Source organism: Burkholderia sp. BCC1985 (genome assembly GCF_905339915.1).
In the GTDB taxonomy this organism is placed as follows: domain Bacteria; phylum Pseudomonadota; class Gammaproteobacteria; order Burkholderiales; family Burkholderiaceae; genus Burkholderia.
This window is the reverse complement of the sequence record NZ_CAJPGY010000053.1, coordinates 1-22038: the sequence shown is the minus strand read 5'-3', so window position 1 is coordinate 22038 and position 22038 is coordinate 1. Positions and strand designations below refer to the sequence as shown.

General features: G+C 57.8%; 20 protein-coding genes and 6 pseudogenes. 9 read left to right on the top strand and 17 right to left on the bottom strand.

The annotated features are described in order from the left end of the window. Positions 1–47 precede the first annotated feature (47 nt). The 6 genes and pseudogenes from U4Z31_RS32590 to U4Z31_RS32565 form a co-directional block, all read left to right on the top strand. Positions 48–729: pseudogene (locus U4Z31_RS32590) on the top strand (lysylphosphatidylglycerol synthase domain-containing protein); the annotation flags it as partial. Between the two features lie 232 nt (positions 730–961). Continuing rightward, on the top strand, positions 962–1159 hold the full coding sequence (locus U4Z31_RS32585) for a hypothetical protein (protein ID WP_321812508.1): 198 nt from the start codon (positions 962–964) through the stop codon (positions 1157–1159). After that, positions 1156–1959 (top strand): DUF6675 family protein, encoded by an 804-nt coding sequence (locus U4Z31_RS32580; protein ID WP_321812507.1) that lies wholly within the window; start codon positions 1156–1158, stop codon positions 1957–1959. Before U4Z31_RS32585 ends, U4Z31_RS32580 begins: the two co-directional genes overlap by 4 nt. A gap of 520 nt (positions 1960–2479) precedes the next feature. Beyond that, positions 2480–2821, top strand: a complete 342-nt coding sequence (locus tag U4Z31_RS32575) for a helix-turn-helix domain-containing protein (RefSeq protein ID WP_198108655.1) — start codon at positions 2480–2482, stop codon at positions 2819–2821. Further along, complete coding sequence (locus U4Z31_RS32570) at positions 2821–4170, top strand: HipA domain-containing protein (RefSeq protein ID WP_321812506.1); 1350 nt, start codon at positions 2821–2823, stop codon at positions 4168–4170. Before U4Z31_RS32575 ends, U4Z31_RS32570 begins: the two co-directional genes overlap by 1 nt. Before the next feature lie 158 nt (positions 4171–4328). After that, on the top strand, positions 4329–4817 hold the full coding sequence (locus U4Z31_RS32565; protein ID WP_321812505.1) for a tyrosine-type recombinase/integrase: 489 nt from the start codon (positions 4329–4331) through the stop codon (positions 4815–4817). 9 nt (positions 4818–4826) lie between these two features. On the opposite strand, the pseudogene U4Z31_RS32560 reads toward U4Z31_RS32565, so the two are convergent. Next, positions 4827–4925: pseudogene (locus U4Z31_RS32560) on the bottom strand (IS5/IS1182 family transposase); the annotation flags it as partial. A 150-nt stretch (positions 4926–5075) separates the two neighbouring features. Between U4Z31_RS32560 and U4Z31_RS32555 the strand changes: the two are divergent. Next, on the top strand, positions 5076–6005 hold the full coding sequence (locus tag U4Z31_RS32555) for a sigma-54 dependent transcriptional regulator (RefSeq protein WP_321812525.1): 930 nt from the start codon (positions 5076–5078) through the stop codon (positions 6003–6005). Between the two features lie 316 nt (positions 6006–6321). Here U4Z31_RS32555 and U4Z31_RS32550 read toward each other — a convergent pair whose 3' ends face one another. Continuing rightward, the gene (locus tag U4Z31_RS32550; RefSeq protein ID WP_321812504.1) at positions 6322–6924 is read right to left on the bottom strand and encodes a DUF3800 domain-containing protein; all 603 of its coding nucleotides are present in this window, start codon (positions 6922–6924) and stop codon (positions 6322–6324) included. 1262 nt (positions 6925–8186) lie between these two features. Between U4Z31_RS32550 and U4Z31_RS32545 the strand changes: the two genes are divergently transcribed. Then, complete coding sequence (locus tag U4Z31_RS32545) at positions 8187–8990, top strand: hypothetical protein (RefSeq protein ID WP_321812503.1); 804 nt, start codon at positions 8187–8189, stop codon at positions 8988–8990. Between the two features lie 590 nt (positions 8991–9580). Here U4Z31_RS32545 and U4Z31_RS37240 read toward each other — a convergent pair. The 5 genes from U4Z31_RS37240 to U4Z31_RS32520 form a co-directional block, all read right to left on the bottom strand. Continuing rightward, positions 9581–10066, bottom strand: coding sequence for a DUF6527 family protein (locus U4Z31_RS37240; protein ID WP_415750318.1), 486 nt, complete (start codon positions 10064–10066; stop codon positions 9581–9583). Beyond that, positions 10063–11238, bottom strand: a complete 1176-nt coding sequence (locus U4Z31_RS32535; RefSeq protein ID WP_321812501.1) for a ThiF family adenylyltransferase — start codon at positions 11236–11238, stop codon at positions 10063–10065. The genes U4Z31_RS37240 and U4Z31_RS32535 overlap by 4 nt, the downstream gene beginning before the upstream one ends. Beyond that, positions 11213–11497 (bottom strand): multiubiquitin domain-containing protein, encoded by a 285-nt coding sequence (locus tag U4Z31_RS32530; protein WP_321812500.1) that lies wholly within the window; start codon positions 11495–11497, stop codon positions 11213–11215. The genes U4Z31_RS32535 and U4Z31_RS32530 overlap by 26 nt, the downstream gene beginning before the upstream one ends. Positions 11498–11621: 124 nt before the next feature. Then, the gene (locus tag U4Z31_RS32525) at positions 11622–12173 is read right to left on the bottom strand and encodes a helix-turn-helix domain-containing protein (protein ID WP_321812499.1); all 552 of its coding nucleotides are present in this window, start codon (positions 12171–12173) and stop codon (positions 11622–11624) included. A 27-nt stretch (positions 12174–12200) separates the two neighbouring features. Continuing rightward, positions 12201–13307: a hypothetical protein gene (locus tag U4Z31_RS32520; RefSeq protein WP_321812498.1), complete on the bottom strand. Its 1107-nt coding sequence runs from the start codon at positions 13305–13307 to the stop codon at positions 12201–12203. 766 nt (positions 13308–14073) lie between these two features. Here U4Z31_RS32520 and U4Z31_RS32515 point away from each other — a divergent pair. Further along, a complete protein-coding gene (locus U4Z31_RS32515; RefSeq protein WP_321812497.1) occupies positions 14074–14637 on the top strand; it encodes an intradiol ring-cleavage dioxygenase in 564 nt (187 codons plus the stop codon). 66 nt (positions 14638–14703) lie between these two features. On the opposite strand, the gene U4Z31_RS32510 is transcribed toward U4Z31_RS32515, so the two are convergent. The 10 genes and pseudogenes from U4Z31_RS32510 to U4Z31_RS32465 form a co-directional block, all read right to left on the bottom strand. Next, positions 14704–14913 carry an SAM hydroxide adenosyltransferase gene (locus U4Z31_RS32510; protein WP_321812496.1) on the bottom strand — a complete coding sequence of 70 codons (210 nt, stop codon included), beginning with the start codon at positions 14911–14913 and terminating at the stop codon, positions 14704–14706. Next, complete coding sequence (locus U4Z31_RS32505) at positions 14886–15101, bottom strand: hypothetical protein (protein WP_321812495.1); 216 nt, start codon at positions 15099–15101, stop codon at positions 14886–14888. Before U4Z31_RS32505 ends, U4Z31_RS32510 begins: the two co-directional genes overlap by 28 nt. Beyond that, the gene (locus U4Z31_RS32500) at positions 15014–15352 is read right to left on the bottom strand and encodes an SAM-dependent chlorinase/fluorinase (RefSeq protein ID WP_321812524.1); all 339 of its coding nucleotides are present in this window, start codon (positions 15350–15352) and stop codon (positions 15014–15016) included. Before U4Z31_RS32500 ends, U4Z31_RS32505 begins: the two co-directional genes overlap by 88 nt. Continuing rightward, a pseudogene (locus U4Z31_RS32495) lies at positions 15282–15440 on the bottom strand (IS21 family transposase); the annotation flags it as partial. The pseudogene U4Z31_RS32495 and the gene U4Z31_RS32500, both read right to left, overlap by 71 nt. Positions 15441–15719: 279 nt before the next feature. Beyond that, on the bottom strand, positions 15720–16184 hold the full coding sequence (locus U4Z31_RS32490; protein ID WP_321812494.1) for a hypothetical protein: 465 nt from the start codon (positions 16182–16184) through the stop codon (positions 15720–15722). Between the two features lie 18 nt (positions 16185–16202). Next, positions 16203–16500, bottom strand: a pseudogene (locus tag U4Z31_RS32485) (ATP-binding protein); the annotation flags it as partial. Positions 16501–16903: 403 nt separating this feature from the next. Next, positions 16904–19354 carry an ATP-binding protein gene (locus U4Z31_RS32480; RefSeq protein WP_321812493.1) on the bottom strand — a complete coding sequence of 817 codons (2451 nt, stop codon included), beginning with the start codon at positions 19352–19354 and terminating at the stop codon, positions 16904–16906. 341 nt (positions 19355–19695) lie between these two features. After that, positions 19696–20061: pseudogene (locus U4Z31_RS32475) on the bottom strand (integrase); the annotation flags it as partial. 155 nt (positions 20062–20216) lie between these two features. Continuing rightward, a pseudogene (locus tag U4Z31_RS32470) lies at positions 20217–20330 on the bottom strand (integrase); the annotation flags it as partial. Positions 20331–20464: 134 nt separating this feature from the next. Further along, positions 20465–21601: a hypothetical protein gene (locus tag U4Z31_RS32465; protein WP_321812492.1), complete on the bottom strand. Its 1137-nt coding sequence runs from the start codon at positions 21599–21601 to the stop codon at positions 20465–20467. Positions 21602–22038 lie beyond the last annotated feature (437 nt).

Sequence of the window (22038 nt, the reverse complement as noted above, 5' to 3'; positions counted from 1 at the left end):
CGGGCGGCGCAACTGCACACGCGATTCGTGAAGATCCACCCATTTGTGCCGCAGTCCGCCCGGCAACGGCAGCGGCGAGCCTCGTCGCCGACATGCAGCTCACGCTGATCAGCCAGCTCGTCTTTGCCTGGGTCGCCGCGGGCTATGTGCTCGAGCATTCGTCTTTCGATGTGGCGCGCTCTGCAGGCCGCCTCGCCTGGGGCATTGCGGCGCTCGTGCCGGTACTGGTGCTGTTCGCGCTCGTCCATCACGCACGGCCGTTCGAGCGTGGGGCACGGACCTTCAACCGGATCACGAGCGGCAAGGTGGTCGAGCGGGTGGGCAGGTCCGCACGCATCGATCAATCCATCAACCTGATCTGGCGGCAGACAGGCACTGTCGTCCGCTATCTGCTCATCTGGCAGAAGCTGCAATGCGCGGGGTATGCGCTGGAAATCTGGTTCGCGCTGCACGTGCTCGGGGCGGAGGCGACCTTCGCACAGGCGTTCGTCATCGAGGCCCTGATTCAGCTCGTCAGCAGCGCCGCGTTCCTGGTTCCGGGGAGCCTCGGTGTGCAGGAGCGCGGCTTCGTGGTGATCGGCGGCCTGCTCGGATTCGACGCGCCGACGTGCCTCGCGCTCGCAGGAGCGCGGCGCGTGCGCGATGGTGTTCTATGTGCCGGGCCTGTTTGCATGGCAGGTGGCCGAATATGCCTTACCGTCGACACGCCGTGTTGAAGGCACGGATTGAGGAGGGGGCCTGTGCTTGAGCCGGTCGAAGCGGCGAATGCATGAATCGGCATACGGCGTGAGTCAATGCAGGCATATGACCTGCTCCGTTCACGATGTAATCAAGGCATGCCTGAATGTATTACGCGAATATTTCTGCAGGCATACGGGTGCATCCCAGCCGCCAGACCCACTAGATCCACTAGTTCTTGTTGGCATCTCCATGCCCCCTCACTCACCAAGGAGCCGTCTTGATGAACTCGGAAGCAAAGCAGCGGACCTTCCGATGGAGGCTCGACCATTCGTCGAAGATCTCATATGGAGATACGGCGGGATGGCTACGGCGCTTGATGCGCCGCCAGGTCGCGCTGAGGTATTTCCACATCGGGGCCGCATCGACCTACGTCGTCAAGTTGCTGGCCGGGCCGCTGCTGGGAGGTAAGCCCGGATGAACGATGCGCGTCGTACGTATTGGCTGAAGGCAGCCGCGCTCTGCACGCCGCTGGTGGCGGCTGCCGGCTTCGCCGTGGCAACCCCGTTGCCAACGCCGCCGTGCGGGACACCGCCGGTGCCGGCCTACTCGTCGCTGGGCGCGCAACCCGCGATGGCGATCCTGCGCGGCGAGGAGCTCGATACGGGCGTGTGGCGGCCGTCTTCGTGCACCGGATGGCCTGCCGCGTCCAGCTCCCGGGTTGTCGTAGCGGTCGCAGGGTTGGTCCGCGTCGCCGGCGGTCCCGAGACGCTGTTGGCACGTGTCGGGGCGGTCTCCAGCCTCCGCACCGTGCGCTACTGGTCCACGACCGACAAGAAGTGGCGTCCCTTGTTCCTGGATGCCGCAGCGCTCGCTGGACCCGCCGAGGACGGGGAACGGCGGGCCGATTTCCGTCCGTCGGAACTGCAAGCCGGTCGAACCTTTTACTACTGGGTGGACGACAGCCGATCCGGCCCCCTGGTTTACCGGACGCGGGTGTTGGAGCACAGTCCGCACCGGGTGGCGCTGGCCGAGGAAAATGTGTCGTCGATCCGTGCGTTCGGACTGACGCTGTTTCAGCCGGCTGCGCTGCAGACAGTGGTGTTCGCCCAGCGCCAGACGAACGACGTCTGGGGCTTGTACATTCTCGTGCGCATCGACCGACAAGCCAGCAGTTTCATTGCGAGTGGGCAAGAGGCCTCCACGGCGAACCGGGCGCTGGCACTGTTCCGGCACCTGGCCGGCGTCCGGACCGACGCGGATCCACCGGCCGTGCGATGACCTGGGCCGTCAGCGCGTGATCGTGACGCGACAAGCCTTTCGTCGATGCATGAATCGCCTGCGGCGCCCCCACGCGCTTTCGTGCAGTGCGCGGCTAGCTCGATGCTGTCCGCGTCGCCATAGAGGATTGTCCGCGAGCCAGTTGATGAATGCCTCTCGGTCGTCGTTGCGCCAGAATTCATCTGCGTACCGCTGAAAAATTGGGGTCGATCATTATGTGCGCCCCACATTTATACGCCAATGGCGCATCGCTGGTAAGTAGACGCTGTCCCGATGCCCTATATCTTCATACAGGGTTGGCGGGAACGAGCAACGTCGCCCGGAAAGGAGGGAACCTTGTCCAGCTAGGACACGAGGCTCCTGGGCATTCTGGTGACGTGTCCCGTCGGTGAATGCTCGTAAAATCGAGCGGTACGGACCTAGTGCTCGATTTTACGAGCGTAGGGTTGCGCTTTCTGAAGCATTGACTATCATGCTCGTATTATCGAGCGTAAGCGCCATAGGGCGCGATTTATCGAGCATGAAGGTCAATCAAGAGGCGGCCGCCAGCTCGGCAGTGCTTGCCGAGACAAAGCAAATCGGACATCTACTCTCCCGTCTTCGTATTGCGAGAGGGGTACACCAGAGCGAAGCGGCCACGCGAGCCGGACTGTCGCGGAATACGGCCTATCGCATCGAAAAGGGTGACCCGGGCGTGGCGATCGGGCAGGTGCTCCGCTATCTCGAAGCGTTCGCTCCGGGCCTGGGCCTGCATGACTTACTCTCCGAGACGGATCCGGCGCTTAAATCTCTCGACGCCCGCGGCCTTCGACGACGAGTGAGCGTTATGTCCGAAAAAGAGCTCAAGGAACTGGATTTCTGATGGCAGCAACAATCAAGAAGCTCGCGGTATTCGCCTACCTCGATGACGATTGGTCGCCGGCCGGCCTAGTCAAGATGACGGAGGATGGCGCCGATCTCCAGGCGTCGGATTTTGCGTACGGCTTGCGTTATCTCGAACGGCCGAACGCAATCGACGTCGACCCGGTGGCACTCAGCCTCACAAACAAAGCCGAGCTGCGAGGGAAGACGATCTTCCCCGGCGCAGGACTGACGCAATTCGGCGGTATCCGGGATGCTTCGCCCGACTCGTGGGGGCGGCGCGTGATCGAGGCCAAGCTGAAGGTCAAGGCGAACAGCCTGCCGGAGTCGACGTACCTGCTTCACGCTGGCAGCCAGCGAATCGGTGCATTGGACGTCCGGGAGAGCTTGGAGACGCCGCCCGATCAACATCGCGGGGCAGGGCTGCACGCTCTTGAGTATCTCGTCGAGTCCGCAGAGAGGATTGACGAGGGACTCGATGTGCCGGTCGAGCTCGAGGCCATCTTTATTCAAGGATCTGGCTTGGGTGGCGCCCGCCCGAAGGCGACGGTAAGGGACGATGACGGCGTGCTTTGGCTCGCGAAATTCCCGACGAAAACCGACCGGATGAGCATGACGGACGTCGAGGAAGCCACGCTTCGCTTGGCTGAGCGTTGCGGCATCCGCGTCCCGCCAACACGTATGGTCGACGTTGGCGCACGCCGCGTGATGCTGATCCGCCGGTTTGACCGGTACTGGAGTCAACCCGATTTCGATACCACTCCGGATGATGATGCGCTGTATCTGCCGGCTATCGCCGGCGCGACGGAACGTCGCGTTCCGTTCGCGAGCGCATTGACGCTCGTCGGCTGCTCGGAGATGGAGTCGATAAGCAAGAGCTACCAGGACATCGCTGCAGCGATTCGTCAGCACATCCACGTGAACTACGTCCGGGCAGACAACCGCGAGCTCTTCAAGAGGATGGTGTTCAACATTCTCGTGAGCAACGATGATGACCACCTGCGTAATCACGGGTTCATCCGGGATCCTCGTCTGGGGGGCTGGCGCCTCAGCCCACTCTATGACGTCCTGCCGCGACCAAGCAGCGCGCACGAGCGCAATTTGCATCTCGGTGTCGGCCCGCAGGGCAGGGCTGCCACGCTGGACAATGCATTCGCCGCGCGGGATGCGTTCAGCCTCTCGCGAGCCGACGCTGGGGTGGCCATCATGGAGATCTGGAAAGAAGTCCGCGAGTGGAAGGTGTGCTTCGAAGCGAGGGGGGTGCCGGATAAGGAAATCGGCAACGTCGCTTCGGCGTTTCGTCATCTCGACCACGTGTCGTCGGCAGAACTCCGCAGGAAATTGCCCTGATCAGCCACGCCGGCATCCTTCTTCCAGCCACGACGAAGAGCACCTATGGGATACCTTCCTCAGAAGTTTGCGCAATACGAATCGGTTGCCCAAGCGGTCTGCGGTGCCTTTCTCGGAAGCCGCTCGGTATTCAATAGCGAGAATTGCTTCAGATAGAAGTGTCCGAAGGGGGCACACGGCACGGCGCGCTGGCGCCGCTCAAGACCTGGTTCAAGTGGCTCGCGCGCGAGAACCACCTCCTGTACAACCCGGCGTCCGAGCTGGACCTGCCCAAGCTCCCGAAGCACCTGCTGCGCGCCATCCTCAGCGTGCGGGAGGTCGAGACGATCCTGGCCGAAACGGACCCGGCCACGCCCTACGGCCTGCGTGATCGGGCCATGCTGGAACTGCTGTACAGTACCGGCATCCGCCGCATGGAGGTGGCGGGCCTGGCGCTGTACGACGTGGACGCGACACGGCGGCTGGTGTTCGTACGCGAGGGCAAGGGCGCGAAGGATCGCGTGGTGCCCATCGGCGAGCGCGCGCTGGCCTGGCTGGACCGCTATCCCAGGGTTCGGGGCCGCGGATCGATGAACCCGCTGCCACGGCACTGGTATCCGGGGCCGGTCAGGCTTAGCGGAAACAACGTCTGCTCACATCTTCAATAATTCAGGCATTCGCAATTCTCGAATTGGCGGAATCGCGTCGACGAGCGGCAAAAGCTGCGTGACGTCGTTGGCGTTTACGCCAGTCAGAATCGTGACGACGGGAATGCCGCGTTGGAGGACAGATGTCGTTGATTTAGAGGAATCGAGCCACGAAAGAAATTGGGCACTGCGATGCGATACGGATTCCCGCATTTTTTCTGATTCAGGCTTCTCATTCCGGACGATTTTAATTAGCATTGGGACCCCGCGGGACGCTTGGTGCCGATTGAGTCGGTGCTGTTTCGGGGGCGTCCGTCACCGGTGAATTTTGAGTCGATTTTCACCCGCTTTCGTCGCATGACTGCACCGCCTGACAATAAGCGGATCTGCCGTGACGCCGGCCGAATGCATTTCGCCGTGGGTCAAAGCACTAGCTTCGGAGTGCAAATGAATCAGTTCACTCGTTTCAACCTGATCGGATCGTCCGCCGCCATGGCGGCGCTGCGAAAGCAGATCGAAAAAATCGCGGCCCTCGACGTGCCGGTTACCGTGCTCGGCGAAACCGGGACGGGCAAGGAACTCGCGGCGCGAGCGATCCATTATCTCGGCGCGCGGCAGCACAAGCCGTTCGTGCCCTTGCATTGCGGGGCGCTGCCCGAGGCGCTGGTGGAAAGCGAACTGTTCGGCCACGAGCGCGGCGCGTTCACCGACGCACAGCTCGTCAGCGACGGCCTGATCGGCGAGGCCGAAGGGGGCACGCTGTTCCTCGACGAGGTGGACACGCTTGGTCTGAAGGCCCAGGCCGCGCTGCTGCGCTTCCTGCAGGACGGCGCCTATCGCCGTGTCGGCGGAGCGAAGCCGCGCGAGGCCGACGTGCGCGTGATCGTGGCTACCAATGCCGACCTGCTTGAGCGTGTGGAGATGCGGCAATTCCGGCGCGACCTGCTGTATCGGCTCGATGTGGTCACGCTGCGGATTCCGCCGTTGCGCGAGCGCGACGGCGATGCACTGGAACTGGCCGAGGTGTTTCTCGAGCGGCTGCGCACACGCTATTCGAAGCCGGCGCTGAGCTTGCATGCGCAATCGCTTGACTACCTGCGCGACCACACCTGGCCCGGCAACGTGCGCGAACTCGAAAACGCTGTGCATCGCGCGGTGCTGATGAGCGAGGACGGCACCGTGCGGCTCGGCAACGCAGGCCGGCAGTGACGCCGATGTCGCCGCCCGGGCGGACGGCGCGGCCGACGGCGATCCGCGGCCGTTTCGCACCGAGCGCGCTGCCGCGGCCAGAACACGACATCTCTAAAAAGCTACTACAAATTAATTAAAAAAATTGATCATACTTATTATGTCAAATTAGCATCTGGCTCTCATTTTGTTCCTGACGTCGACACGCCCTTTCCCAAGGGAAAGTCGTAGGCAAGCACTTGCCAACGGCGGGCCGGGACCTCATAATATTCGCAAGTGGACTGGGAGTACCCGGTCGGCGTCCAAGCCTCGGTGAGTCTCACCGGGGCTTTTCGCTTTATGCAGACGGAAAAATCTTAAGTCCCCAGTCCTGGTAGCCCACACCAAGCTGCGCTCGTCCCCCGCTGCAATAGAACTTTCGCTTCAGAATTTCAAACGCCCGATTGTCCTGTTCCGGCCGCAGAACGCTCATGCCCACGGGTCTGGCGACCAAGTCAGCCAATTGTAGCCCGGGCGAATCGACCTTCTTGTCGGCAAAGATGACATCGAACGGCAGCGTGATACCCAGCCGGTTGGCGCCGTCACAAATCCGGCGAAACTCCAACTCCAACTCGTTGTCCTCCTTTTTGCCCCGACATTCCACGACAACGTGCGTCAAGGCACCGTCCTGATTCTTCTCCTGAAGGAACTCATACAGAGTCTCGAGACAGAACCCGAGTGCTAAGTGATACGGGTTCTTGTGAGTCTCACCCCGTTCGCGGAGCTTTGCTTTGTCGATCACGCAACTGATCAGGATGAAGTTGCTGACCTCAATGATGCTTGTCAGATCCGTGAGGAAGTTCTGCTTGTGTTGGCGACTCGTAAAAAATCGGAAGTCACCCTTCTCCTTCCGAATTTCGTGTTCGTGAAGCACGTAGCCGACCGGCTCCAATTGGGACATGGGCTCGAAATTTATTCACGGTGTTCGAGATTTTGTCATATACCGGGGATTTCGTCTTCCGCGCTCGAAAAATATTCGCCCCAGTTGACGCTCGGGCCGACGAGACGGTCGACCGACATGGCCACCATTTCGCTCCGTGCCAATAGCGTAGCCGTCCGCTCGCGTGCACCGTCTCGGTGGCCGCCAGTTGCTCCGGCAAGGGCGCTGTCAGCGCCACGGTCGGAGCGCAACGAGTTCCGACGGTCTCTGCAGCGCCAAATTGACTTTGTTTCAACGCATCGACGTCTACGAGCAAGCCCGTCAGCGATGGCGTTTCGTTCGAATAGAAGAACTGCCAACCGCGACAGCAGCCATTTCTATACCGTCGCCACCCCAAAAGTGCACTGCTTCCACAAACACCACCAAAAAGCAACTTTCGAGGCGTTTTCGTGTCTTGTTGTCAATATGCCACGGGAAAACCCTAAGACGTGATTATCTTTTCAAAACGCATTATCGTAATAAAAAAGCGAGTTAGTTTCGTCTGATCTAATAATTATCCCGAGGGGTTTTGGCCATGACCGCTTCCAAACTCAAACACGGCCTTCGTGGTAACGACGCGTGGTTCCCATGCAACACGCCACCGGCGCAACCGATGTGGTGTGATGGTCGCTGGATGGGTTCGACGTTCTCATTCCCCGTTTTCTGGAATGGAGAAAAATGGGAAAGCAAAGTATTTGGCAGCCCCGGTGATACCTGGCGCGAACGGTCGAGTCCACCCTCGCCGAAGAAGAGCAGGAGAGTGCTAGCGATTAACCTTTTCGCAACGTAAGCGAAATCGAACGGGCATGGTAATTCGGTGACCGTCGTCAGCGCAAGCGTAAGCGGCCGACCGTCGACTCCTACCCGGCAGTCAGCGGAGGGTCTAAACACTGTTTGCACGGTGCCACCCGTCACTGCACCGATCCCCATAGTCGGCGCCATCGGAGGGGTTTAGTCGCGCTAGAGCGACGATTTCTCAGTTTGATTCCCTTCCTCCGCAAGCCTGGACATGTCACATTCTTAAGCCCTGTCACGATAGCCCGCCCGTCAACTCGGCATTTCGGATTTCGGTGATCGTGACGAAGCCATTGTCGGCTGCCTGATGGTCGCCCTCCACTAATGGCGCGCCACAGCGGCATCGATGTCAGTATCCGCCACCCCATGCAGCGTAGTGTTTGAAAACCCGTTTACTTGTGCGCACGATGTGCGCACAATGATGATTCCATCACGACGGGAGCACGGACATGGGCTGGCACTACACTCGCGCCAAGAGCCACACCATCGCCACGCATCAGCCGAGTGACCTTCAGATTACGGTCACGGTTGACGCCGACAAGCAGCGCACCTACGCGCCGACTGGACCAATCGCCCAACGCATGGCGCCCGACGAAGTCGACACGCTTCTCCGGGACCTGAAACAGACGCTGCTGAATGAGGACCGGCGGGCCGAGCTACGCACCCTCATTAACGAGCATCTCGGGCGAAGCAACAGCCTTGCAGTTTCTGCTATCAATAGCTCGAGCGGACGTGAGCCGATCAGCGAGCGTACTGTGCAGAGTTGGCTGATCGAGAGTCATCGGGTCAGCAACCGACCGTGCCCGGAATGGGCGCTCGTCGCACTTCGAGCGCATGTTTCCAAGATGTCACTATCCGAAAGAGAACATCTCAAAGGCGAAGCGGCAAGACGGCTGGAGCGTCCTGCATGGCTACGGGTCGATGAAACGCATGTCGTCGACTATGCAACCCACGATATCGAGTGGGACAGGCAGATCGAGGGCAAGTGGCGGAAAGACGCCAGCCCTGGGCTGGCCCACAAGCTGGCCGAGTTAGAGATCTATCAAGCTGGCTTTATGCACGGACAAAACACAATCCTGTCCGCACTAACTATCAGCCTCCGAAACAGCGCGACCTTTGAGGAATTCAAACTTGGGTTTGTTGAGCGCTACGACAATGAGATCTGCACTGCGCATCGGAAAAGACAGGTTCGGCGCGATATCGAAGGCGGCACTGGGGAGTTTTCGACATCCGACGACGAGAGTCCGGAATGAAGCGTCTGCAGCGTTAGTGCGCTTCCAAGCCGAGGAACCCGATCTAGCATCGCATGCAAAAAGTGCACTTCGCGGCTGGCGTCAAAGAAGCGGTACGGCCTGCCGCCCGGGTGTCGTTTGACTATTGGGTCCGGATCGTCGATGAAGTAATTCCGCAATCGGGTGGTCGGCACGTAAAACTCCTTGAGGACGTTTGTACAGTCCTCCTCGTGGCGAAGGATGACTGCCCAGACTGGAACAATGGCGCCGCCTCGCAAGCTACAGTTTGACGATGACGTTCTTCACGCCAGCCGATCACGACGCAGCCGTGCAGGCCATGCTCGTGCCCCCATATCGGGAGCCGCCACCTGCGCGGCCTGGTGAGCGGCAACAAGCGGCGCGCGCGGCGATCGTCTTCATCCACGCGATCGCCCGCCCCTCCCGACACCGCGAGCACCACGACGCGGCAGCTAATGCGCGTGCTGTTCGGCCATGCGGTGTCGGTCAGCGACCGGCACCAGCGCTTCGCGACACGGGGCGCCGCGCGAACGGCCTTGTATTTCCGGCCATTTCGCGCAGGTGATTCCGGATGGGGTAACATCGCCTTCATCTCATTTGAGCCAGCGTTTGAATGCATCTGCCAGCCGGACGAGCAGGCCTTTACTAGTTGCATGCTGCTCGACGTCCGCGTGGTCTCGTCGCAGTGCCTCAGCAATCTGCCGATGATCAAGTTGCTCCGCCGCCGGGCTTTTAGTAGTTGCATGCCGCTCAACATCCATGCGGTCTCGCTGTTGCACAGCAGCAATCTGTCGATGATTGAGTTGCCCTCCCCAGTGAATCTGATTGCGGATAATGCGGTAATGAGAGCGGCAGGGGTAGCCCCAGTTTCCAACGGATGGCGATAGCGATACGCCGGCGCCATGATCAGTCAGGCTCCACTTCGCCGGATTCAGCGGCGTAACTACCTTCAATCCGCAACCACAACAACAGAGATGGGACGCGGTTCGAAATCGCACTGATATGTACAGTACCCCCGGCGTCAGTTGGTCGGGGATGTATTCCACATACTCGTGCCTTACTTTAAGCAGACGGGTCATGCGGCACCTTCTTCATCGTTCGCAATATCATTTGCGGCGATGGAGTAGCTAAACGATTTCGCCCGCGACGAGTCGCGATAGATTCGATAGACTTTTTTCCACTGCAGGACTGCAAACGCAGCGTTTAGAGCGTTCAGTTCCGCAATCTGAATGTTCGTGGAATACTCATTCTCGGGCAGATCCCCGTCTGAGTAGTCGATCCGCCCCAGTGCCGACGTTTCGGCGCCTGGCACGAAGCAGGTTACACGCATGAGGCCGGTCAGACTGTCCTGCGCACGCAGTATGCCCATCCCCACGTCAACGAAAGGGATCCCCCACTCAACCAAGGATTTGACGATCGTTTTCTTAGCCGTGCCGCGGTCAAGGCACAGGAACACGAAATCCATCTCTCGGAGTGCCGCGGTCTCACCATCCGCGAACACCTCATGGACATGAATTCCTCGCCGCATCTTGCCGTAGATTTCCGCCAAGTAAGTGACCTTTAGAGGCTTGGCCTGCAACTCGTCGATGGAAGCCGCACCCGGCGAGCGGAAGGCATTGTGTTGGGAGAAAACGTCGCGGTCGAACAGATGAATGTCCTTGACGCACGACTTCGCAACGAGGTCCAGCAGGTATGACCCTGTTCCACCAAGGCCAATGATGGCGATTTTCTGGCTGGAAAGCCGCTCGTTGAGCGCGCCAATGCCAACCCGGCTGGTTGCCGTATCGTGGTATCGGAATACCGACTCATCTTCGTCGGCAGCGATGACGGGGAACGTGTTGGCCGTTACAGTTGGATCGATCACTTGGGCCTCACCGGTGATGCGCCCGATATAGGTCGTCATTTTGTGGTGGTAATCCCGATAGGCAGTCTTCGCAGAAAAGGTGAAGTCAGCCCGGACATCGTTGCCGAGATCCTGGCCTTGGCTCGGGTTGGTGATAGCCGCAATGATCCGGCCATCGTGGTGGCACGGATGCTCTCCAGTCCACATGGCAACGTGAGTGGTGGGCTTCGTCGTCTGGTCACCATTCAACTCCAGTGTCGAGATCAGAATCCCGCGCTTAATTTCACGGGCTGAACTTACGTAGGGGACATCCTTGATCAACAGATATCCACCTCGGACTTCGAGGTCATACCCTTCATTCCGGAGCTGCTGCAGGTCCGGGCTACGAGCGATTAGTAGGCGTGACATCGAATTCCATCCCCTCTTTCACTTGAACAGATTGCCCCTCGACCAAGCTCCCCTTTGCGCCAGAGTGCCCGCGCGAGTATTGAACGGTGAACTGGACGCCGTCGCCGGTCGGCGGGTTGTCGAAGGCCAACGCAACGATTTCGTCGAAGGTCAGGCGCTGCTTCTGGACCACCTTCGGCGTGCCGTTGACGTAAATCGTGACTTGCTTGCCCGGTTGCTGGCTCACAGGATCTGCATTCCCGTGCTCGTTGGTGCTCATTGGAATAGCTCCTATCGTCGATTCTGGATAAATTATTCTGTTTAACGCCGCATCGATCAGCGCCTACTGGGAACAGCTGCAGTATATATGGGATGTTCTGCTTAACGCAAGCAGTTTAACGAGACTATCTTATGGCAGAGTAGCGGTACTCGATGCCGCCAGAGTCGGCTACGCCTTCGGTACGGCGGATGAAGCCTTGCGAAACAAGGTTCTTCAGGCGAGTACTGGCGTTGGGCACTGACAAGCCCAGGTCGCTAGCGGCCTGAGACGCCAAGACTGAGCCCCTGGAGAGAACATACTCTACGAGGTCGCGTGTGGACTCGTTCAGCTCGGGGCCGATGATCTCGAAGTCGCCGTTGTTCCAGATAACCAACGGCTGGTCCTTGGCCTGGGCAGCATAGCTCCAGTTGTCGATCAGGTCTCGGTTGGATAGGTCAGCAAGATAGAAGCCCTTTTCGCCCCTAAGTTGTTTCGCCACCGAGATGACACTCTCGCGAGGAAACGACGCGTCCGTAGCTTCGATGCCATCAAGAGAAATGCCGAATATCACAGCCCATGGCGTTTGCTCGACCAGGTCCAGTAGCTTCCGGAAGACCTCTTTTCCTTCGCTGTTGCCGAACGGGTGGGCATTCTTCGTCAGGTCTCGTAGCCTCACGACGACAGATTTCTGGTTCATTGTGATAATTTAACGAGATTTGTCAACTCAGTCAAGGAGGAAATCGAAGCAGATGTGCGTGCCAGCAATCCTGACCAAGTCCAGGCGGTGGGAAAACCGTATGTCTTCTCCAACATGCTCGATCTTCAACTCAAAGGTCTCTTGTCGTACGGAGACGAGCGCATTGTATTTATGTGCGCACTGACCAGATCGTTTGAGCCCAAGGCCTCGACCCGATTCCTCGACTTGACTGATGCCCCCTTGCGAAAACACCTCCTGAAGCAGCGCGACACGGGGATCAATCGATGACTTGGCGATCTTTCGTGCCACAACCGGGAATCGGTCTTTCAAGATGGGCGTCAGCGTTCCGACGATTCCTCGTCCACCATCAGAAATCACAGTCTGTATGTGCCGCCTTCTGCCGCCGGCATAGTACTGAAGGCCAGCAAATCCAGCAGATGTTGCTCCAGAATGCTCAGTAACGTTGCCAAATAGTTCGGCTATCACCGTGTGGGCTGCTACGTTGTATTGATCCCCGGCGCATGCCACGAAGCTCATTCTCAGCAGATCTGGAATGCCGTCATCGGGATCTTCATGATCAATTGCTTTCAGCTCGACAACGGCGTTGCTGTTGCCCTCGTAAGTAGCCGCTGCCGAAACCCGAGGGCGTTTGGGCAAGATCTGTACGTCATTGCGCAAGAGATCAATGAAACCTATGCGATTCAAGTAAGTCAGCGTCGACCGCGACGCGCTGAAATCCAGCGAAACGACTTTGCCCAAAGACGCCAATTGGTTGCTAATCGCAAGCAGTCGGGCCAAGGCTTCAAGCAGAATCTTACAGTCCTCGCCAACAACAAATGTCACGCGGTTAGTAGCTGATGAGTCAAGTGGTGACCCAGCCGCCAGTAGTGCGTTCTCGAATGATTCAGCGCCAAGCCAGCAGTGGTTCCCGAGGTCGATGCGTAACGCTGCTAACGACCATGCGTACGTTTCCGGATCTTGAACAAAAACGTCTTTATGAGCGTGGAGGATCCGGTTGACTTCTAGTTTGTCCGTTCGAAGCTGAGCAGCGATTGCCTTGGCTTTCTGACCAGGCTTCTGCTCAAGGATGGCTTGTATTCTTGCGCGCATTTGTTCTGTACCGGGAATCATCACGTACAGTGTAAATACTTAAACTAGATATTGGGAGACACCCTTCGGGCATGAACGCCGCACCCGGCCGCGCTGCGTTTCTGCCAGCGCCCGTCTGCATTTTGCCGGGACCGGGTGGCCACCTGGTGACAGTTAATGTCCGGTTGTGGCCGACTTTTGCCTGATGCGCGTGTTTCTCCACATAGCGCTCGTTCGACCAGAGCCCTCGACGATGATTTGCTCGCGCGGAGGCGCTCCGTCAGCTTCTCGTTGGGACGGTGAAGTCCTTGCAAACTATCGACCGCGGATTTAGCCGGTCGCTCCAGCTGGCCACCGCGCATCAGGGCGCGGCGGGCTCCGTAGCCTAGTCACCCGATGAGTCTGGTGAATGCGTGTCGTGAGCGAGCTTGACGTGCGAGACGAGCCACGCCGCCAGCTCGAACCACACCGCGGTGACAGATGCGAGCGTGTCTAGCCATACGCTCCCTTCGCGGTTGAACGGTTAAACAGACAATCGCGCAGCGGTACACCCGGCGAGATCCGGATCTATGACGACGACCGGTCATTCACCGACTGTGCCCTCGAAGGCTCACCCGACCTGAAGTTTCGGCTTACCATGGTTGGCACAGGTGCAGGCTCCGGTAACCGTGACGGCGTCCGCACGACCACTCGCCGGCTCCACAGCGCGCACCGCGCAGCGTGACGATCGAGCGGAAAGCAAGGAGCCTCCACGATGAGGACACGAAGTGTGAGCCGGGGACGGCGCGATTTTCTTCGCAGGTCGGGTGTAGTGCCGTCCACGTTGCTGCTGTTGGCCCTCGGCAATGCCAACCATGGCCGGGCCGGCACGGTTTCCGCTACGCCCGCGTGCACCGACGATCACGAACTGACGCCGCGGCAGACGGCAGGCCCGTTCTTCCTGCCACACTCGCCGCAACGGGCATCGCTGCTCGAACCCGGGATCAATGGAACGAAGATCGTGCTGACCGGGTGGGTGCTGTCGACACGATGCAGGGCGGCGTCCGGGGCTTTGCTCGATTTCTGGCACGCCAATGACGCCGGGGAGTATGACGTCGAGGGGTTCCGGCTGCGCGGCCACCAATTCGCCGACAGCGAGGGACGTTACCGCCTCGAGACCATCGTGCCGGGTCTATACCCGGGGCGCACGCGACACTTCCACGTGAGGGTGCAGCCGACGAACGGACCGATCCTCACCACTCAACTGTACTTCCCCGGAGAGCCGCGTAACGCTAACGATTTCCTGTTCGATCGCCGGCTGCTGATGACGATCGACGATCACGGCGAGCAAAAAGCGGCCCGGTTCGATTTCGTGCTCGCGCTCACGCTCACGTAGTGCAATTCCTCCTGACGGCGGCGGCGCTGCCTTGGTGGGTGCCCGGAGTCGCGCCGAGCGATCGCGCTACGGCCCCGACGCGCTAACGTCGGTCACGTGGACCGGATCCCCGACATGCACACCAAGCTGTGGCGCGGCGCAGCCGCGACTCACTGCAATCTCAACCAGCCCTATCGAGTTCTCATACCAGAAAGCCTGATCTTCCGGAGCATCGGAAGGGACCCGGGCATAGGTGACGTCTCTGGCCGCTATGGCCAGCGGGGCGTTCTTGGGCACAGTGCCTGCCCGAAGCCCAGCCCATTGCCATAGTGATCGACGTAAACGTCTTCGGCCAGATCGTCTGCACCCAACCCCACCCGCAAACCTGCGGTTTCATTCAGCTCGTCGGGAGGCATCTCGACGAGGCTGATCCAGGCTGCCATCGCGGCCAACAGGTCGCGACCATAGAAAGAGCCGGAGAGCATCGCGGGACGCCATGTAATGCGCTAGGTCCGGGTCCGCGCCGCCACGACCGAGAGCAAACCGCGTCCGGTCCCACGAACCATTGCGCGTCGACATGCAGAACCACCGCGTCGCGCTCGCCGCTCACGCCGGGGGCGACAACGGCCAGAAAGACTGTATCCGGTAGGTACCAGCCTAAGCGCGGCGAGCAGATCCGGGCGCCGGCGCTCCCGGGGCTCCTTCTTCTGCGACGGCAGCCGCAGGTCCTGCTCAAGGCGATAGACCGTTGCAGTGCTGAATCCAGCGCGTGCGGCCGCGATCGACGGTCCGTCCTTACGTCTGTACTTCATATAAAGCCTCATCTGGTAGTCGTTGACGTGTCGTCCGGGCACGGCGGCCTCCCATCACATGGAAGGCTCGTTCATACCCGATCCACCACGACCACCGACGAAGCCGACCTCGAAGACGCGCAACCCGGCGCAACTGGGGCGGCAGCGGTTCCGGGCTGCGCCCGTCTCCGCTGCCGCCCCAGCCAGATTCTCATCCTGATTGACGCGCTATTCTCAGCTTGAATGACGCGCAGCAGTGGAAACGCAGGAAGGGGCGACCGAAGGACGTTGGCGTTTAGGCTCCCCGGCCGCTCAACGTGGCAGATGAAACAGCACAAAAGACGCGACGATCAGCCCCGCGATAAAGCAGCCAAAGCTGCCGTAACCGAGTGCGGGGCCGAGCTTGTCCCACTTACCGTGGCGGCTCTTGTCTCGCGCAATCAGATCATCCCACGAAATTTGGGCCGCCCGATATCGTTCGAAGTCTGCTGTCCATCCTCGCAGCAGTGCCTTCATCGCTTCGAGCGAGTGTGCGCGGGCACATCCGGCCAGCACGAGTCCCATTGTGAACAGCAGGAGGCCCCACAGCGCCCCAGGTGCTTGGCGCACTTGCTGCACCGATCCGACAAACGCCAATAGCCCCGCAAGCGCGCCACCGTTGACTGTCATCAAATAGGTTAGCGCTCCTTCCGAGTGCGAGATGACCAAGCCATTAAGCTGGGTCCAACGTTGAAAATAGTAATCAACTGCAGCAGGCGGTACAGGATTCTTGTCCATTTATGGATCACGTGGAATTTAGCGTCGCGACGGCGTTTGCCTGCCATTCGGGCCTATCGAAATCCCTTTGTCAAGCGCAAGTGAAATCTGAGCCACTTCGCGCACGATCGCACAAAGTAAAACTGAGCCAGTTGGTCCGTTTCTGGTGACAAGCACGTGGCCGGCCATGCGTTGTTGTTTAAGCCGGTAGCTGTCTCCTTTAATCTGAATGATGTGGGAGTGATGCAGTATGCGATCGAGCATTGCGGCGGTGAGCGTGGCATTGCTGCCGAATGTTTCGTCCCCCTGCAAACGGCAGCTTGCTCGTCACAATCATCACCACCCGCAATTGTGCCACGAAGGGCTCGCGCTTTAAGCTACCGGCCATGCGCCGCAGCATCAGCCTCCAACTCCCGAGGTCGACCCACTCCGGTCTGCTGAAGCGTCGAAAAGCAGCGACTCTTCGCAAAGTGGAGCGGACGTTAGTGCGGCAAAGGTTTCCATTTCGGCGCTTTGTGGTTAGCCATTAGTACTCGGGGTTGAATTTCCCAGCCGCCACCCGATATATAACGAGGTCAAGGTCCGTCGGTTTTTGTTGGCGGAACCCCGCACCGCGTCGGATGACGCGAAGGTGTCCATCACTAATGGCTGGAGAGAGCCCGATAACAAGCGGCTCTGGTCGACCCGGAGCGGGCGACCGAAGCGTTGAGGGAAAGCTGCAGAAATTTTACACGAAACCCCTACTGTGTTTGTCGGCGTTGTGATGGCGATACAGGGGCCGCTCCTTTGCCTTTCCCCGACCGACGCCTGTCAATCGATGACTTCAAAAATTTGCTGTATCGCTCTTGATATTTCACAAAATCGAAAGAAGCTGGTTTAATTAATGCGGCGTAGTGATTCACCTCTTTCACGAGAGCCGCAAGCTTTTCTCGATATACCGCGTCACCGGTTTCGCGAAAGCGCTGCAGATATGACGTCGACAGAAAATTACAGCCAATAAACCATGACTTACCCCTCGCATCCTGATCTAAGATTTCCTTTGCTTGCTCAAGGAATCGCACCGCGCGCGGGTGATCTCTCTTATCGGCACACAGAAAAACACCGATGAGCATCAGCAATGCGCCGTGCGCAACCGTACCAATTAAATAGCGATAGTCGTATTCAATAGACTCCAAGGCCTCTTCATACGCCTGCTCCACTCGAACCAACATTGCTTTATCGTTTTGATAGAAAGGTCGAATTCCGTTTTTAAGAAGACGCGCCCGTTGCAGCGCGACGTACGGGTGATTGGTGATAAAGGAATATTCTTGGATCTGTTTTACATATCTTTCGAACGCAATTCGGTCTTTTCGATATATTGACCGACGCCCATCGTTGTAAAGTGAAAACAACTCAGCGATGACTATTTTATCGATGTAATTTCGCGGCTGCCAATCTGTAACACTTCGATGGAGATCGACGTTGTCTTCTAGTGCGCCATCGAGTTCGGCCAGCTTCCTTTTCATGCGCTCCTTGTGTTCCCGGATTTCTTCCCTCAGCTTCCCGAGTTCAATCTTCTCTGGAAGCAGCTTCAGAAAAACAAAGCGCTTGGCAAATTCGTTCAGCTCATAATACTCACCGAATTTCGCGAGAATAAGTCGCTCAAGCAGGTAATTGCAAACCTTCTCGCCATCAACCACTCCGATGCCGGCAAGGCGACTGATTGAATATAATTCAATGCGCTCATCATATAAAGAGATTGTGCACATTATTTTAGTGATCGGGTGGCCTTCATCCGTCAGATACTCCAAGGCGCGGTCGAAAGTGTTTTTGTACATGAAATTCGCAATCATTTCCGAATCCTTCGACCGTACACTTTCCAAGGACTGGATGATATGCGAGAATGTAGCAACACCGAGATGCAAAGAATTAAGCGATTGCACAATAATCAATGCATTTCCCTTTGATACGTCGAGCAGTTTCTCAGCCATCGAGCGCGTCATATCGACATTCAGACTCTCTGACTCGACGATGCTGGTTACGAACGAAATGCCCGTTGAATCACGCTTAAACTCTCTTATATGTATTTTCTCTTCGCACTGTTCTTCGTTGCGTGAAGTGACGATGAACTGAATGCTTCGCGGCAGGGACTTTATAAGTTCAAGTATCTGCCGCTTCTCTGAGGGCGCAATATTTTCAATATTGTCAATTGCCACGATCCCTTGTCGGTATTTTTTTGCAATCTCGGACGGGCTATTCACACCGAGATTTTCGTTTATTAATGCAATCAGTTCCGCGCAATTCGAGAATTCGGGGCGCGCGTCGTCAATGTATAATTCTCCAGACGAATTTGACGTTTTCAGGTATTCGTCCTTGCTTGAAAAGAACAGCAGGAAGTCGATATCCTGATATTTTCCGTCCGTTTTGTCGCGACAGATTCTGTAGAGAAACTCTGTCGTTACGGCGGTCTTCCCGACGCCGCCGTAACCGTATAGGACAACAGATCCAGCAAGACGCTGGCGTCCTTCACTGCCAAGCAAACATGAGTAAAGTTCTGCTATCTCTGCTTCTCGGCAGATGAGACTATTATGAGTAGCTCTAGTGGCGTTCAGATTGCTGACCGAAAACGTCGATCCGTTTGCGGCATTCTGGTACTCGTTAATGCATGCGCGGATAGTTCGCTTATCAACATACCAGAAGTAGTGGTCATCCAACGAGTCGATGAGCGTCTCGATGAAGTATGCGACTTTTGCCGCGTCAGCACTGGTTACCGGATGGGAAGCTGGATGTGAAAGGTTGTTTCTCACCTTGTGAAATAAGGTGCAGCAGTAATGGAATTCCTCGATTGACGGGAAGTCCCGTGCGATGTTTCGTCCAGAGAAATTGGAGTTAAAAAAAATCAACAGAAGGTCAATAATTTCCGAAACGAATGGAACGTCATTGTTGAATTTTTTTGTGGCGACCGAATCTCGACATTCTCGCAGCATCTTGTATACGTCACCGACACTCTTGTTGAAATTGGTGACCTTTGCTTTTATTCGTCGAGAGTAGATTAGCGACGTAGATATGGACACCGCAGATAGATTGATCGAGAACTGAGATTCTGTAGGCATGTCGGACACGAGCACGTCTGCAATGAAGCTGCGCAAAGCAACCTCAAACGACTTGACAGCATTATCGATCTTTTCTGACTGAAATTGTGAAATGTACATTTGTGGTCTTCTCTTTTTGATCCCAGCACCGTGCCCTACTTAGCTCTCGAATTATGCCCAGACCGTGACAAGAGGACAACAGCCACTTCCCGCGCTGATCGAATTATCGATGAAGCCAAGTTCCGGTGCGGCTAAACGGACTCGTCCTTGTGACGATGATCTCTTTGCCCAGGTTCCGTTTGATGAATAACGCTCACGCGGCTTCCGAGAGTCGAATCGTCGCTTTTTTTACTGGAACCGACGCCCGAAGGTCCGAGCAGCGCGCGTGCAAATGACGCTTCATGGCGTGCGCCATGAAAAGGCGGCGCTTTCCAGTGGGTGAAAACCCCACCCGGCAACTGCTGCCGCTGCTCCACATAGACGTCCTGGACGCGCATCGCGCGCGCCGCACCGATCTGCGCGAACGAAAATACCATCGGCGCGATCCGCGCGCGATTGCGCGGGCCCGCGGGTGTCGACACGTCGATGCTGTCGAGCAGCTGCCGCGCCTCGCACGCGTCGAGCACCGGCGTCTTGCCGGTGCGGACCGTATGACTCCGCCCCCGCACCGACACCGCGGGATTCACCGGCACGACCTGGCCGGTCACCCACCAGTCGAACAGATGCCGAATTGCGGCCAGGCGCAGCTTGACGGTTGGCGCGGCGTGCGTCTGCAGCTCGATCCACGTGGCGACATCCGTCGGCTTCGCGGCGGTGATCGACGGCACGCCGGCACCGGCGCACTAGGTCAGGAGGTCTCCCGCCGCGCGCGACCGTGAATCCGCCGACCTTGGCTGCTGCGGCCCGTAGGGCTCGGCGCGCGAAGGCGTCGGTGCCGCCGGCGTGCGATGCGCGGCGGGGCGAAGGACCCGATGACAGTTCAGTTCGAGGCCATCTGAAGCCTCGTTCGAATCACCCAAATCTCTCGGAGCTTCAATGGGGGCTTCTGCCAGGTAAGATTGCCCTGGTTCCAGGGCACACGATGACCGGCAGTCAGGTTTCCGGCTTTTGTAACAATCTCCTTTCAATCGAACGGAGATTCAGGTTGCCCTCCTTCAGGTGGTCGCCAACCGACCCAATCCGGCCCGTCGAGTCGATCAAAAGCGGCCGTTCGAAGCACTGGGCTCGCGTTCATCCCGAGTCGCGACCTGCGGACGCAATTGTTGGCTTTTTCGATTGCTCTGCGAATCGGGACCACTGAGCACCCAAGAGAAAGTTCTTCTTCTTGAGTCTGAGCTTCTCTAGGTGAGTGATTGTGCCCTGCCTCTCTAGGTAAGTAAGGAAAGCAACGTAAGACCCGATCTCCTCCTTTGTTCCCATAAGCAAGAACTCCATCACCGTGTCTGAACGTCTGACCGAACCTACCATAATGTCCTGGACTCGGAAGCTGTCGTCGTTATGGGTGAAACTCGAATCCGGGGCAATATGATGTTCGACCAAGTCAACTGTCCGAAACTCGGCAAGAACCCAGTGCAGTACTAACGGCACTTTGGGTCGTGCATTGGCGGAGTCAAAAATCCGAGATTCAAACGTATTCAATATCTCGGGTAATGAGCGTATGGCGCCAATATTTCCTGATCCGGGATAGCGAACGGAAACCTGCTCGGCTATGTTCCCTGCGAGCTCACTCACTGCCTCAATCGCGCGCAGAAGATAGTCTTCTGGTACTTGTAATCGTTCGCCCGGATGAAGCGTTTGATCAAATGCATGTGCATAATGACGGTCGACAATTCCTCCTGCATGAACAAATAGGTGTCGCCGCGCATAGATCTCGCCAACCCTTGATACGACACTGGGGGAAGGTCCAAAATCCAAAGCCAACGTCTTCTTAAAATATTTCTTCAGATCATCAAAATTTTTCCCTCCGAGCGATCGGCATTCGCTGTCGATTATCTTTCGCTGGAACTGCTCAATCGACGTAAACGACAATGCCTCCGCCTGAGATAATTTTATTTCCTTGTGTCGATTTCGAAACGGACCGAGGTCTCTAGAAGCAATGTCACGGACGATATCGACAAGATAACTCTCGGTCTGGGAAACGATGCGGACGAGCAAAGTTTCGCGAAGTGTTGCGGGAAAGGACGTTTCCATCGCCTTTGCCAACTCGTGGCTTCGCCAGTCGAGATTGCCAATTTTCGGGGCAGCGGTAAGACTCACCATTGCTGACGGTGATACGCGCTCGTCTCGTAAGTCCTCCTTCGTCCGACTAAACGCAAATAGACAACCGTCGTACAGTCGTGCTAATCGGCGCAGTTCAATGCGGAACATCCGAAAGGGTCGAGGGGATTTGACTTGGTCCACCGTTAAGGTCTCTCTTAGAAGTCGTTGAATCATACCGAATCAAAATCGGGATAAAGGGAAATAGAAGCGGATTGCCGACGATCCACACGGGCATCCCGTAAACGCTCACCCTTGGGAGGGACGAGCCCGTCGGCCCGATCCGCCCTGCCGCACGACGGCCACCAGCCGACGGCAAATCCGGCCGAGCATGCCGCGGACCGACCCGTCCCCGCCCCCGGCGCAGTCCGGCCGGTCCCGCTCACCCGCTTGGCGAACCGGCAGTCCGGCCTCCCCCGCGCGCCGCATCGCGCGTGCGTCGGCATCCGGAAAGCCGATGGAACGGGAATCGGTCAAGGGATTCGCAGGGCGGCATGTTCTGCAGTCGGCCGGTTTGGAAAGCAAATGATGCTATTGTGATAAGATAG

Excerpts from the sequence above, each read along its gene's own strand:
- U4Z31_RS32490 (WP_321812494.1), bottom strand. The coding sequence starts at position 16,184 with ATGGACAAGAATCCTGTACCGCCTGCTGCAGTTGATTACTATTTTCAA.
- U4Z31_RS32575 (WP_198108655.1), top strand. The coding sequence starts at position 2,480 with ATGAAGGTCAATCAAGAGGCGGCCGCCAGCTCGGCAGTGCTTGCCGAG.
- U4Z31_RS32525 (WP_321812499.1), bottom strand. The coding sequence starts at position 12,173 with ATGAACCAGAAATCTGTCGTCGTGAGGCTACGAGACCTGACGAAGAAT.
- U4Z31_RS32465 (WP_321812492.1), bottom strand. The coding sequence starts at position 21,601 with ATGTTCCGCATTGAACTGCGCCGATTAGCACGACTGTACGACGGTTGT.
- U4Z31_RS32530 (WP_321812500.1), bottom strand. The coding sequence starts at position 11,497 with ATGAGCACCAACGAGCACGGGAATGCAGATCCTGTGAGCCAGCAACCG.
- U4Z31_RS32545 (WP_321812503.1), top strand. The coding sequence starts at position 8,187 with ATGGGCTGGCACTACACTCGCGCCAAGAGCCACACCATCGCCACGCAT.
- U4Z31_RS32570 (WP_321812506.1), top strand. The coding sequence starts at position 2,821 with ATGGCAGCAACAATCAAGAAGCTCGCGGTATTCGCCTACCTCGATGAC.
- U4Z31_RS37240 (WP_415750318.1), bottom strand. The coding sequence starts at position 10,066 with ATGACCCGTCTGCTTAAAGTAAGGCACGAGTATGTGGAATACATCCCC.
- U4Z31_RS32505 (WP_321812495.1), bottom strand. The coding sequence starts at position 15,101 with ATGCTCTCCGGCTCTTTCTATGGTCGCGACCTGTTGGCCGCGATGGCA.
- U4Z31_RS32535 (WP_321812501.1), bottom strand. The coding sequence starts at position 11,238 with ATGTCACGCCTACTAATCGCTCGTAGCCCGGACCTGCAGCAGCTCCGG.
- U4Z31_RS32580 (WP_321812507.1), top strand. The coding sequence starts at position 1,156 with ATGAACGATGCGCGTCGTACGTATTGGCTGAAGGCAGCCGCGCTCTGC.
- U4Z31_RS32480 (WP_321812493.1), bottom strand. The coding sequence starts at position 19,354 with ATGTACATTTCACAATTTCAGTCAGAAAAGATCGATAATGCTGTCAAG.
- U4Z31_RS32585 (WP_321812508.1), top strand. The coding sequence starts at position 962 with ATGAACTCGGAAGCAAAGCAGCGGACCTTCCGATGGAGGCTCGACCAT.
- U4Z31_RS32550 (WP_321812504.1), bottom strand. The coding sequence starts at position 6,924 with ATGTCCCAATTGGAGCCGGTCGGCTACGTGCTTCACGAACACGAAATT.